The following is an 11,839-nucleotide window of genomic DNA, read 5'->3' on the forward strand; positions in this document are numbered from 1 at the left end:
AACTGGACATGAGTCTACAACAGGCCAGTATATTAATACGCGACGAGCCTTCAGAAACAGTTCGCCCTTTCCCTATTTCGGGACCGTTTGTCTTTCAGGCGCAGTGCCAGTGGTTTTTCCGCACGGCAGGACCGAAACGGTATATCAGGAAAATCCTAGAGTGCCGAGCGCTAGACGCAAATGGAGTTGTGCAAAAACAGCTTGCGGGTGCAGCGTTGCAACGTGATCAGTTAGCGGGCAAGACAGTGAAAATGGTGCTGACGGTGGCGGAAGAAGAGCTGCCAGCAGTTGGTGACAACTGGGTTAAGTTCCCAACTGGTTGGAAGCGATGTATGGGGAAAGGACTTGATGACCTAGATGCTTTCTGCTTTGGGAATACTACCGATTTCAAAATGTTCAAAATGCCTGATGGTCGTGACTGCACCGTCTACCCCAACTGCACCGAATAAGGACATGAAAAAATGGGTTCGTATAAACCGCTGGAAGATGTGCATAAGCCTTCTTTTAACGACAGGATGTTTGCCTGCCCATTAAAAGGTCATTCGGTAAGTTTTCAGCTAGTGGACGAATTCGGTGATGGCAAACCCTACGCTGGTCTTACCTATACCCTCCAAGATAGCGCAGAACAAAAATATAGCGGAGCGCTGGACGCCGAAGGTTTCGCCAAAATTGACAACTGTCATCGAGGGCCAAGCGTATTATCGCTAGATACGGCGTATACGGGAGGAGAACATCCATACAAGAGACTAGCAGAGCGTCCCTCGTACAAACTCCCAATCACCGAACTCCAAGTCCGCGCCGAACAAACCCGTTTCTTTCACAAAGACGGATTCCCTGCCGAACACAACCCCGCGTTAAAAGCGGGAGACACATTTATCCAATGTGGAAGTGCGGGACTTGGTCAAGCACCGCGCGCATTTACCGCCTCCCCTTAAACGTAAATACCCGCCGAATGACCTCTTAATCAGAGCACTTGATGAACTGAGGCTTAGTCCAGAGCCGTTATCTCTGAAGGGTGTCGGGTTGCTGTCTAACCGGCACACGCTACTACAGGTGCGCCCCCTGCGTGCATTCAGGCCCATGCTCTCAACCGACAATGCCTTTAGCGCACTCAACCTGTACCAGCTCGCAATCATGTCGAACCTGAGCTATAACGATTTCGGCCAAAAACCCGCCAAAAAACCAGTGGACACCGTGAGCTTCCCACTGGAACCCAGTGTTGGTAACTTTTTTGGTGAAGCGCTTCCCAACTATCGAGAAAGCTGGAAGGTAGACAGTTCGCAGTCGCCGGTTCACCGTTTTTACCCACTGTATGAGGAAGTTCCTTACTCGAAGCGCTTTGAGATTTTACCGTTCGACCCAACCCTATATGAACAAAACAAGCCGGGCGAAAATCAGGAACACCCTGCCAATCAGCATTTTTTTGATGACACCAGCGAGTACTGGCTAAGCGGCAAGAGCACGCAAGCGTTCATTACCCATCATGATGAGGTGATTTTGATCGCTATCCGCGGAACATTGGAGTTGTCAGATTGGTGGCGTGACGCGGATGCGGCGCAAGTACCTTTCAGCGAGGGTAAAGGCAACGTACATCACGGTTTTTACGATGCGTATAAGGCGTTGAAGACGTTTGTTCAGAACTATTTGGATAGATTTCATATCGGCCAAAAAATCATTATCAGCGGCCACAGCCTGGGCGGCGCGATTGCACTACTACTGGCCGAAGCACTGCGATCTGACGAAACCTTGAACTACGACGTTCTCCTCTACACCTACGGATCGCCGCGTGTAGGTGATGCCACATTCGTCGCCGCTGCCGAGCCGCTGACGCACCACCGCATGGTCAACAACAACGACATGATCCCCGGCGTACCCGCACCGTGGATGAACGCACGGCGAAGCATTTGGGTTACCGGGCTTGCGGGACTTTTTATTACCAACCCGGTGTTAGGTATTTTAATTTTCGTCGCAGGCCTGGTTCGGGTGGGTGGCGCGCCTTATGAGCATCACGGCACGTTGCATCACTTTATGCCGGTGAACTTCAACGAAAAGCAAATTTCGTCGATTCTCTGGAACCCGGGGTGTGACTCCATTGAAGAGGCCGCGTGCACGCGTGCGCTGGCCAAGGACGGCGACCTGCCGTTTCGGGGTGGTTTTATCGATCAAGCCATGAGCCTTGCTGATCACAGTATACCGGGGGCCTATATCCCGTTTTCCTGGGCGACCTTTAGACGCTGGCAACAAACCGAGGAAACCAAGGGCACGGTGGTGACTAAACGTGAATACGATGTGGTGGCGTCGGCACTGACGACCATGCGCAGCAAGGTGTACGACCAACGCAAGCGAACAATGGACACGCTGCGCTATTGCAACAACGACCCCGAGTACCTGCAAACGGTGACCGAGTTGTCCGGCGAGTATTACAAGCTGCAAGATTCACTGCAGCGGCTTGAACGATTACGCGTGCGCGCACTGAGGCGGGTGGATGTTTACGGCAGCGCGGCGCACTCGCCCAACCTGGAAGCCGCTCTGCAACGCTGGAAGGGCCAGCGGGAGAACACACTGCAGGTGCAAATTGCGATGATTCCCGAGCCGGACGATGTCGCTTCGATGTTCGCCTCCCGCAGCAGTGGGCCATATACATTCGACATCGATTCGATTACCTAGCGTGGGCAGTTGACGACAATCAACGCCTGAGCCCGGCATGGATCAACATGTGGGAGGGGGCTTGCTCCCGATAGCGGTGTAACAGCCAGACTATCTGTAGCTAATACACCGACATCGGGAGCAAGCCCCCTCCCACCGTTGACCTGTGCGGGTCATTAAATCCAGCACATAAAAAAACCGGCCTCGCAGCCGGTTTTTTTCATTTCAATGGTTTAGAACGATGCGTCCTTCAAACCATCCAGGTAACGCTCGGCATCCAGCGCCGCCATGCAGCCGGCGCCGGCCGAGGTGATGGCCTGGCGGTAGACGTGGTCGGCCACGTCACCGGCGGCAAAGATGCCGTCGATGTTGGTCGCGGTGGCGTTGCCTTCGCGGCCGCCTTGTACGACCAGATAACCGTCTTTGGCTTCCAGCACGCCTTCGAACAGTGAGGTGTTCGGGGTGTGGCCGATGGCGATGAACACGCCGTCGACTTTCAGCTCGTCGAAGCTGCCGTCGTTGTTTTTCAGGCGGGCTCCGGTCACGCCCATGGTGTCGCCCAGGACTTCGTCGAGGGTGGCATTGAGCTTGAGGATGATTTTGCCTTCAGCGACGCGCGCGTGCAGCTTGTCGATCAGGATCTTCTCGGCGCGGAAGGTTTCGCGGCGGTGAACCAGGGTCACGGTGCTGGCGATATTGGCCAGGTACAGCGCCTCTTCGACAGCGGTGTTACCGCCACCGACCACGGCGACCGGCTTGTTGCGGTAGAAGAAACCGTCGCAGGTAGCGCAGGCCGAAACACCCTTGCCCATGAACGCTTCTTCCGACGGCAGGCCCAGGTAACGGGCGCTGGCGCCGGTGGCGATGATCAGCGCGTCGCAGGTGTAGACGCCGTTGTCGCCGGTCAGGCTGTAAGGCTTTTTCGAGAAATCGACTTGGTTGATGTGGTCGAAAACGATCTCGGTTTCAAAGCGCTCGGCGTGCTCTTTCATACGCTCCATCAGCACTGGGCCGGTCAGGCCGTGAACATCGCCCGGCCAGTTGTCGACTTCAGTGGTGGTGGTCAACTGACCACCCGCCTGCATGCCGGTGATCAGCAACGGCTTGAGGTTGGCCCGGGCAGCATAAACGGCAGCGCTGTAACCGGCAGGACCGGAACCGAGAATAATCACTCGCGAATGACGGGTATCAGACATGACTCACTCCTATCGACCGCCCGCACAACAAGGCGGCTGGAATAAAAAAGGACCGCGAAACACTTGGGGAAGTGCTTGAACTCGCAGGTCCTGAAAATAATGGTTGAAGCGTAACGAGGGGCGCAAGATTAAGGAAATACGCAATAACAATCCAGCTCATAGGTGGTCTCTATGCAGTCGACGCGGTTAATCGACGCCTTTGTTACCGTTGATGTCGTTACACCGGCGGCGCTTTCGCCTTGATTGCAAAGCCGGTAAGGTCGGCGCGTTCGTCCTCTTGCTCGGAGTTCTCCATGCCCGCCCCTGTTCTTTCCGGCCCGCAATACCTGCGTGAAGGCCTCAAATTGGTGTTGAGCCCTGGCTTGCGCCTGTTTGTACTGCTGCCGCTGGCAATCAACCTGGTGCTGTTTGTCGGTTTGATCTACTTCGCTGGCCATCAGTTCAGCCTGTGGGTCGACCATTTGATGCCGACGCTGCCAAGCTGGCTGAGCTTTTTGAATTACCTGTTATGGCCGTTGTTTGTGGTGCTGGTGGTGCTGATGGTGTTTTTCACCTTCACCATGCTCGCCAATATCATCGCCGCACCGTTTAACGGGTTTCTCGCCGAGAAGGTCGAGGTGGTGATACGCGGCACCGATGACTTCCCGCCGTTCAGTTGGGGCGAGTTGGTGGCGATGGTGCCGCGCACCCTGGCGCGCGAAATGCGCAAGCTGGGCTACTTCCTGCCACGCGCCATCGGCTTGTTTATCCTGTCGTTCATTCCCGTGGTCAACCTGATTGCCGCGCCGCTGTGGCTGTTGTTCGGCGTGTGGATGATGGCGATCCAGTACATCGACTACCCGGCCGACAACCACAAGCTGGGCTGGAACGAAATGCTCGCCTGGCTGCGCCAGAAACGCTGGCAGAGCATGAGCTTCGGCGGCATCGTGTATCTGGTGTTGCTGGTGCCGGTGGTCAACCTGCTGATGATGCCGGCAGCGGTCGCCGGGGCCACGCTGTTCTGGGTGCGCGAGCAAGGCGCCGAGACGATGGCCCGGAAAAACGTGACGCCGTCATAAATCCATCATCCCAATGCCACAATGGCGACATGGCCCACGGCGAGACTGTGGGTCATGACGACAGCTTCGCTTCACATCACCTTAATCACCGAAACCTTCCCGCCCGAGATCAACGGGGTGGCCAATACCCTTGGTCGCTTGTGTGAAGGTTTGCGCGCACGTGGCCACCAAATCGAACTGGTGCGCCCGCGCCAGGGTGTCGACCAGACCCGCGCCAGCGACGACGAGTTGCTGCTGTGCCGTGGCTGGCCACTGCCAGGCTACCCCGGCCTGCAATGGGGCCAGTCGTCGATGCACAAGTTGCTGCGGCGCTGGACCCGTCAGCGCCCGGACGTGCTGTACATCGCCACCGAGGGGCCGCTGGGGTTGTCCGCCCTGCGCGCGGCACGGCGCCTGGGGATCAGTGTGGTCAGCGGCTTTCACACGAATTTTCAACAGTACTCAAACCAATATGGCTTGAGCCTGCTGAGCCGCATGGTCACGCACTATCTGCGCTGGTTCCACAACCGTTCGACGTTGACGCTGGTGCCGAGCGCGAGCCAACGCCTGGAGCTGGAGCGTCGGCATTTCGAGCGGCTGGGCATGTTGTCACGCGGGGTCGACAGCCAATTGTTCCACCCGGCCAAACGCGATAACGCCTTGCGCGAAAGCTTTGGCCTGCGCAACGACGACATCGCGGTGCTGCATGTCGGCCGGCTGGCGCAGGAGAAAAATCTCGGGTTGCTTAAGCGCTGCTTTGAAACCTTGCAGCGTAGTTATCCACAGCGGCGCATGAAGCTGATCATCGTTGGCGATGGCCCGCAACGCGCGCTGCTGGAGAGCGAATTGCCCGACGCTTTGTTCTGCGGCACCCAGCGCGGCGAGGAACTGGCAAAGCATTACGCCTCAGGCGACCTGTTCCTGTTCCCCAGCCTGACCGAAACCTTCGGCAATGTGGTGCTGGAGGCCATGGCGTCGGGGCTTGGCGTGGTGGCCTATGACCAAGCGGCCGCCACCCAGCATATCCGCCATGGCTATAGCGGCGCGCTAGCGATGCCGGGTGATGAGGAGGCTTTTTGCGATGCCGCCGTGTGGCTGCTCGAAGAGCGCGAGACCTTGCGCAGGGCTCGCCTGAATGCCCGCCAACACGCGAGCCGTCAGGGTTGGCCGGCAATTATCGAACAGTTTGAACGCCAGTTGCGCGGTGTGTGCAAGGACGGGCCTCCGGTAACCGCCCTGTCACCGCTTACACCAAGGTCGTCAACGCCTCACGACTGAACGGCAGAATGTCGCCCTCACGGCCTTCGCGCACCTTCAACGCCCAATCTGGATCTACCAGCAAGGCGCGGCCCACGGCCACCAGGTCGAACTCGTCGCTGTTCAAGCGCTCCAGCAGTTTTTCCAGGCTGGCCGGTTGCGCGACCTTGTCGGTGTTGACCATGAACTGCAGGAACTCGCCGTCCAGGCCGACGCTGCCCACGGTGATGGTCGGTTTGCCAGTGAGCTTGCGTGTCCAGCCGGCCAGGTTGAGGTCGGAGCCTTCGAATTCCGGCTCCCAGAAACGCCGCGTGGAACAGTGGAAAATATCCACACCGGCGTCGGACAACGGCTGCAGAAACTCACCCAACGCCTGCGGGGTTTGCACCAGGCGCGCGGTGTAGTCCTGTTGCTTCCACTGCGAGAAACGCAAGATGATCGGGAAGTCCGGGCCTACCGCAGCGCGGGTAGCCTGGATGAGCTCGATGGCAAAACGCGAACGGTTGGCCAGGCTTCCGCCGTATTCGTCGGTGCGCTGGTTGCTGCCTTCCCAAAAAAACTGATCAACCAGGTAGCCGTGGGCGCCGTGGATCTCCACGCCGTCCATGCCGATGCGTTGGGCATCCTTGGCGGCTTGGGCAAAGGCGTTGATCACGTCGTTGATGTCTGCGCGGGTCATGCCGTGGACGACCACCTTGCCGTCCTTGAGTTTTTCCATCGGGCCGTAAGCCGGCACGCTGGCGTCCGGCTCAGTGCCGATACGCCGCACGCTGCCCACGTGCCACAACTGCGGAACGATCTTGCCACCTTCGGCGTGCACCGCGTCGACCACTTTCTTCCAGCCGGCCAGCGCGGCCTCACCATAAAAATGCGGCACGTTCGGGTAGCCGTTAGAGGCCTGATGATCGACCACCGTGCCCTCGGTGATGATCAGGCCCACGCCTGCGGCGGCGCGACGGCGGTAGTACTCAATGACCTTGGAATTGGGTACGCCACCTGGCGAGAACGAACGCGTCATCGGTGCCATCACCACGCGGGTCGAGAGTTGCAGAGCACCGAGCTGGAACGGTTTGAACAAGGCTTGCACAGGCATGGGAGCACTCCACGGCATAGGGTTTTATGATGTGGATAATATTGCGCGCGTGCAGCGTGCGGTAGCACTATTGATTTGGGTGATAAAGGAGTATGAAGGCAGCTGCAAGCCTTAAGCTGCAAGCTGCAAGCTGCAAGCTTTAAGCCTCAAGCCTCAAGCCTCAAGCTGTACGCAGGGCTTCTACTTGCAGCTTGCAGCTAAAAACTTGCAGCTAAATAAGCGCTTTTTCGATGGCTTGGACGATGGTGGGGTCATCCGGCGCAGTACGTGGCGAGAAACGCGCCAGTACCCGGCCGTCTTTGCCGAGCAGGAATTTCTCGAAATTCCAGGTGATGTCGCCCGGAAACTCGGCGCCCTCGCCCGCCAGCAAGCGGTAGAGCTGATGGCGGTCGGGGCCATTGACCTCAAGCTTGCTGCCCAGCGGGAACGTCACGCCGTAGTTGAGGCTGCAGAACTGTTGGATTTCTTCCTCGGTGCCCGGCTCCTGGCCTGCAAACTGGTTGCACGGCAGGCCGAGCACGCTGAAACCCTGGCCCTTGTATTGCTGGTAGAGGTTTTCCAACGCCGCGTATTGCGGGGTCAAACCACACTTGGACGCCACGTTGACCACCAGCACAACGTGCCCTTTGAAGGGCGCCAGCGGCAACTCTTGCCCGTCTAACGCTTTGAGTTTCAGGTCGTGGAAAGCACTCATGACGAACTCCAGATTTCCCATATTCTTCGCATTGCGGCACGTCGAGATTACAGACCCCAAGCCTGCAATCATAGACGCCGATTAAAAAACGCGCCTGCCGGTTACTGCGCCGTCGGCCAGGGCAAAATCGGAATCGCCGTGACCGCATTCTGCGGGCTGCCTTCGATCAGGCGGTCGCTGTAGACCAGATACACCAGGGTATTGCGCTTCTTGTCGAGGAAACGCACCACCTGCATGGTCTTGAATACCAGCGAAGTACGCTCCTTGAACACCTCGTCGCCGTCCTTGAGTTCGCCCTTAAAACTGATCGGGCCGACTTGGCGGCAAGCGATTGAGGCTTCGGCACGGTCTTCGGCAAGCCCCAGGCTGCCTTTTACGCCGCCGGTTTTGGCGCGCGACAGGTAGCAGGTTACGCCGTCGACTTTGGGGTCATCAAACGCCTCGACCACGATCCGGTCATTGGGGCCGACAAACTTGAACACCGTCGACACTTGGCCGATTTCTTCGGCCGAGGCCGCCAGTGGCATGGCCAACAGCAGGCCGAGCAATCCCTTTATCACGCGCATCGTGTATTCCTTTGTTTAGACCAGGATCAGGTTATCGCGGTGAACCAGTTCAGGTTCAGCCATGTAACCTAATAGTCCGACAATCGCATCAGACGATTGTCCAATGATTTTCTGCGCTTCAAGGGCGCTGTAGTTGGCCAGGCCACGGGCGATCTCGCGACCGTCGGGCGCGACGCACACCACCATCTCGCCACGGCGGAAGCTGCCCTGCACCAATTTGACGCCCACCGGCAGCAGGCTCTTGTTGCCTTGGGACAACGCCGACACGGCGCCTTCGTCCAGCACCAGGGTGCCACGGGTTTGCAGGTGTCCGGCCAGCCATTGCTTGCGCGCCGCCAGCAGCCCGCGCTCCGGCGACAGCAACGTGCCGATGCGCTCACCGGCCTTGAGACGGTCGAGCACGCGTTCCAGGCGCCCGCCGACGATGATGGTGTGGGCGCCGGAGCGCGCGGCCAAACGTGCAGCACGCAGCTTGGTCTGCATGCCGCCACGGCCCAGCGCGCCGCCGACGCTGCCAGCCACGGCGTCCAGCGCCGGGTCATCGGCGCGGGCTTCGTAGATCAACTGGGCATCGGGGTTGTTGCGCGGGTCGGCGTCAAACATGCCGTCGCGGTCGGTGAGAATCACCAACAGGTCGGCTTCCACCAAGTTGGCGACCAGCGCGGCCAGGGTGTCGTTGTCGCCGAAGCGGATTTCGTCGGTGACCACCGTGTCGTTCTCGTTGATCACCGGGATAACCTTAAGGTCCACCAGCGCGCGCAAGGTGCTGCGGGCGTTGAGGTAGCGCTTGCGGTCAGACAGGTCGTCGTGGGTCAGCAGGATCTGCGCCGTGTGGCGGCCATGCTCGGCAAAGCTGGATTCCCAGGCTTGCACCAGGCCCATCTGGCCGATGGCGGCAGCGGCTTGCAGCTCGTGCATCGCGCTGGGTCGCGCGGTCCAGCCGAGGCGGCTCATGCCGGCAGCGACGGCCCCGGACGACACCAGCACCAACTCAACACCGGCCTCATGCAAGGCCACCATCTGCTCGACCCAGACGCTCATGGCTGCGCGATCAAGCCCTTTACCATCTGCCGTCAGCAGCGCGCTTCCGATCTTTACGACCCAGCGCTGCGCACCTGTCACTTTGCTCCGCATCATCTTCAACCTTAGATTGAGGGCTGCGCGACCCAGCGCCGCCCGTAACGTTATACCCGGATACCAAAACGCCGCTCTAAAAGGAGCGGCGTTCAAGTTTATCGCAACGACTCAGTCGCGCACGTAAATGATTTCCGGGCCATCCTCATCATCCACGTCTTCCTCGTCCCAATCGTCGTCGCCGATGTCATGCACCGACTTCACGCCGCTGCGGCGCAGGGCACGCTGGTCGTCCAGCGCCTGCAACTGGGCGCGGGCTTCGTCTTCGATCTGCTGGTCGAGCTCGGCCAGTTCGGCCTTGAACACCGGGTCGGCCGCCAGGCGGTCGGCGCGGTCTTCAAGGTAGCGCATGATGTCGCGGGTCAGGCGCTCGGTGCCTTCTTTGGCGATGGCCGAGATCACATAAACCGGGCCGGTCCATTCCAGGCGATCGACGATTTCCTTGACGCGTTCCTCGTGTTCTTCCTCGAGGATCTGGTCGCACTTGTTCAGTACCAACCAGCGGTCACGCTCGGCCAGGGCCGGGCTGAACTTGGTCAGTTCGCTGACGATCACTTCGGCAGCGTCTGGTGCGCTGGTGTCATCCAGCGGCGCCATGTCGACGAGGTGCAACAGCAAGCGCGTACGCGACAAATGCTTGAGGAAACGAATGCCCAAGCCTGCGCCATCGGATGCCCCTTCGATCAGGCCTGGAATGTCGGCGATCACGAAGCTTTTCCAGCGGTCTACGCTGACCACGCCCAGGTTTGGCACCAGGGTGGTGAACGGGTAGTCGGCGACTTTCGGCTTGGCGGCCGAGACCGAGCGAATGAAGGTACTTTTACCGGCGTTTGGCAGGCCCAACAGGCCGACATCGGCGAGTACTTTCATCTCCAGCTTGAGGTCACGCTGCTCGCCCGGTTTGCCCGGCGTGGTCTGGCGCGGTGCACGGTTGGTACTGGACTTGAATCGGGTGTTACCCAAACCGTGCCAGCCGCCCTGCACAACCATCAGCTTTTGACCGGCCTTGGTCAGGTCGCCAATCACTTCCTGAGTGGCGGAGTCGATGATCGTGGTGCCGACCGGTACGCGCAGCACCATGTCTTCACCTTTTTTACCGGTGCAGTCGGTGCTGCCGCCGTTGGAGCCACGCTCGGCATCGAAGTGCCGGGTGTAACGGTAGTCGACCAGGGTGTTGAGGTTTTCGTCGGCCATCAAGTAGATGGAACCGCCGTCACCGCCGTCGCCGCCGTTCGGGCCACCGTTTTCGATGAATTTTTCGCGACGGAAACTCATGCAACCGTTACCGCCGTCGCCTGCTTTTACTCGGATGGAAACTTCATCAACGAACTTCATAACAAAACGCCTCTCGTCGCACGGACGAGCTTAAAAAAACCAAGACATAAGACTCTTGCAAAAATGAGCGCAGCGACCTCAAGCAATGACTGCAAAACCCGTTGCTTTCGCCCATCACAAACAGCTTTGCAAGAGACTCACCCCACAAACGAAAAAGCCCCGTCGCGAGACAGGGCTTTTCCAGCGATCGCGCAATTAAGCGGCGACAACGCTCACGTAACGGCGGTTGAACGCGCCCTTTACTTCAAACTTGATCACGCCTTCGATTTTCGCGAAGAGGGTGTGATCTTTACCCATGCCAACACCGTAACCGGCGTGGAATTGGGTGCCGCGCTGACGCACGATGATGTTGCCCGGAATGATTTTCTGGCCGCCATACATCTTAACGCCAAGGCGTTTGGCTTCTGAGTCGCGACCGTTACGGGTACTACCACCAGCTTTTTTGTGTGCCATGAGTCAATTCTCCTAGTGAGGAATTAGGCTGAAATTAAGCCTGAATACCGGTGATTTTGATCTCGGTGTACCACTGGCGGTGGCCCATACGCTTCATGTGGTGCTTACGACGACGGAACTTGATGATGCGGACTTTATCGTGACGACCTTGGGAGATCACTTCAGCCACAACGGTAGCGCCGGCAACCACTGGAGCGCCGATGTTCACGTCATCGCCATTGGCGACCAACAGAACGCGATCAAAGGTAACGGATTCGCCGGTAGCGATTTCCAGTTTTTCGATCTTCAGGTATTCACCTGGGGCGACCTTGTATTGCTTGCCACCAGTAACAATTACTGCGTACGACATGGTATTTCTCCGATAATCCTGCTCACCCAGCGCTTTATAAGAAGAGGTATTGGCTGGCATGGCTGCATGGGATGGACGT

The 11,839-nt window shown here is 58.4% G+C and carries 12 protein-coding genes and 1 pseudogene; 5 read left to right on the forward strand and 8 right to left on the reverse strand.

Annotated elements, in window-relative coordinates; all coding sequences use genetic code 11:
* The 3 genes and pseudogenes from ACOZK9_RS25860 to ACOZK9_RS25870 all read left to right on the forward strand — a co-directional run.
* Positions 1-449: pseudogene (locus ACOZK9_RS25860) on the forward strand (hypothetical protein); the annotation flags it as partial.
* Positions 450-461: 12 nt separating this feature from the next.
* Entirely contained in the window at positions 462-935 is a 474-nt protein-coding gene (locus ACOZK9_RS25865; protein ID WP_421556874.1) for a hypothetical protein, read from the forward strand.
* Complete coding sequence (locus tag ACOZK9_RS25870; protein ID WP_421556875.1) at positions 898-2,667, forward strand: lipase family protein; 1,770 nt, start codon at positions 898-900, stop codon at positions 2,665-2,667. The genes ACOZK9_RS25865 and ACOZK9_RS25870 overlap by 38 nt, the downstream gene beginning before the upstream one ends.
* A 212-nt stretch (positions 2,668-2,879) precedes the next feature.
* Here the strand turns inward: ACOZK9_RS25870 and trxB are convergent, their stop codons facing one another.
* A complete protein-coding gene (gene trxB, locus ACOZK9_RS25875; RefSeq protein WP_058414196.1) occupies positions 2,880-3,842 on the reverse strand; it encodes a thioredoxin-disulfide reductase in 963 nt (320 codons plus the stop codon).
* Between the two features lie 293 nt (positions 3,843-4,135).
* On the opposite strand from trxB, the gene cysZ reads away from it, so the two are divergent.
* Both cysZ and ACOZK9_RS25885 read left to right on the forward strand, forming a co-directional pair.
* Positions 4,136-4,900 (forward strand): sulfate transporter CysZ, encoded by a 765-nt coding sequence (gene cysZ / locus ACOZK9_RS25880; RefSeq protein WP_058414195.1) that lies wholly within the window; start codon positions 4,136-4,138, stop codon positions 4,898-4,900.
* 54 nt (positions 4,901-4,954) lie between these two features.
* Positions 4,955-6,157 (forward strand): glycosyltransferase family 4 protein, encoded by a 1,203-nt coding sequence (locus ACOZK9_RS25885; protein ID WP_421556876.1) that lies wholly within the window; start codon positions 4,955-4,957, stop codon positions 6,155-6,157.
* Here ACOZK9_RS25885 and ACOZK9_RS25890 read toward each other — a convergent pair.
* The 7 genes from ACOZK9_RS25890 to rplU form a co-directional block, all read right to left on the reverse strand.
* Positions 6,126-7,229, reverse strand: a complete 1,104-nt coding sequence (locus tag ACOZK9_RS25890; RefSeq protein WP_421556877.1) for an NADH:flavin oxidoreductase — start codon at positions 7,227-7,229, stop codon at positions 6,126-6,128. The two genes, ACOZK9_RS25885 and ACOZK9_RS25890, sit on opposite strands and share 32 nt — an antisense overlap.
* Positions 7,230-7,440: 211 nt before the next feature.
* Positions 7,441-7,923, reverse strand: coding sequence for a glutathione peroxidase (locus tag ACOZK9_RS25895; protein ID WP_058414192.1), 483 nt, complete (start codon positions 7,921-7,923; stop codon positions 7,441-7,443).
* Between the two features lie 101 nt (positions 7,924-8,024).
* On the reverse strand, positions 8,025-8,489 hold the full coding sequence (locus tag ACOZK9_RS25900; RefSeq protein WP_058414191.1) for a CreA family protein: 465 nt from the start codon (positions 8,487-8,489) through the stop codon (positions 8,025-8,027).
* Positions 8,490-8,504: 15 nt separating this feature from the next.
* Positions 8,505-9,623 carry a glutamate 5-kinase gene (gene proB, locus ACOZK9_RS25905; protein ID WP_122252464.1) on the reverse strand — a complete coding sequence of 373 codons (1,119 nt, stop codon included), beginning with the start codon at positions 9,621-9,623 and terminating at the stop codon, positions 8,505-8,507.
* A 111-nt stretch (positions 9,624-9,734) separates the two neighbouring features.
* The gene (gene cgtA / locus ACOZK9_RS25910) at positions 9,735-10,958 is read right to left on the reverse strand and encodes an Obg family GTPase CgtA (RefSeq protein ID WP_421556878.1); all 1,224 of its coding nucleotides are present in this window, start codon (positions 10,956-10,958) and stop codon (positions 9,735-9,737) included.
* A gap of 195 nt (positions 10,959-11,153) precedes the next feature.
* A complete protein-coding gene (rpmA, locus tag ACOZK9_RS25915; protein ID WP_003176049.1) occupies positions 11,154-11,411 on the reverse strand; it encodes a 50S ribosomal protein L27 in 258 nt (85 codons plus the stop codon).
* A 34-nt stretch (positions 11,412-11,445) separates the two neighbouring features.
* Entirely contained in the window at positions 11,446-11,760 is a 315-nt protein-coding gene (gene rplU, locus ACOZK9_RS25920; protein WP_003176051.1) for a 50S ribosomal protein L21, read from the reverse strand.
* Positions 11,761-11,839: the final 79 nt, after the last annotated feature.

It is taken from the genome of Pseudomonas kitaguniensis (assembly GCF_049199985.1).
In the GTDB taxonomy this organism is placed as follows: Bacteria; Pseudomonadota; Gammaproteobacteria; order Pseudomonadales; family Pseudomonadaceae; genus Aquipseudomonas; species Aquipseudomonas kitaguniensis.

What these genes read in the sequence shown, in the direction of transcription:
- rplU (WP_003176051.1), bottom strand. Translation starts at nt 11,760, where the DNA reads ATGTCGTACGCAGTAATTGTTACTGGTGGCAAGCAATACAAGGTCGCC.
- ACOZK9_RS25900 (WP_058414191.1), bottom strand. Translation starts at nt 8,489, where the DNA reads ATGCGCGTGATAAAGGGATTGCTCGGCCTGCTGTTGGCCATGCCACTG.
- ACOZK9_RS25885 (WP_421556876.1), top strand. Translation starts at nt 4,955, where the DNA reads ATGACGACAGCTTCGCTTCACATCACCTTAATCACCGAAACCTTCCCG.
- ACOZK9_RS25865 (WP_421556874.1), top strand. Translation starts at nt 462, where the DNA reads ATGGGTTCGTATAAACCGCTGGAAGATGTGCATAAGCCTTCTTTTAAC.
- rpmA (WP_003176049.1), bottom strand. Translation starts at nt 11,411, where the DNA reads ATGGCACACAAAAAAGCTGGTGGTAGTACCCGTAACGGTCGCGACTCA.
- cgtA (WP_421556878.1), bottom strand. Translation starts at nt 10,958, where the DNA reads ATGAAGTTCGTTGATGAAGTTTCCATCCGAGTAAAAGCAGGCGACGGC.
- trxB (WP_058414196.1), bottom strand. Translation starts at nt 3,842, where the DNA reads ATGTCTGATACCCGTCATTCGCGAGTGATTATTCTCGGTTCCGGTCCT.
- proB (WP_122252464.1), bottom strand. Translation starts at nt 9,623, where the DNA reads ATGCGGAGCAAAGTGACAGGTGCGCAGCGCTGGGTCGTAAAGATCGGA.
- cysZ (WP_058414195.1), top strand. Translation starts at nt 4,136, where the DNA reads ATGCCCGCCCCTGTTCTTTCCGGCCCGCAATACCTGCGTGAAGGCCTC.
- ACOZK9_RS25890 (WP_421556877.1), bottom strand. Translation starts at nt 7,229, where the DNA reads ATGCCTGTGCAAGCCTTGTTCAAACCGTTCCAGCTCGGTGCTCTGCAA.
- ACOZK9_RS25895 (WP_058414192.1), bottom strand. Translation starts at nt 7,923, where the DNA reads ATGAGTGCTTTCCACGACCTGAAACTCAAAGCGTTAGACGGGCAAGAG.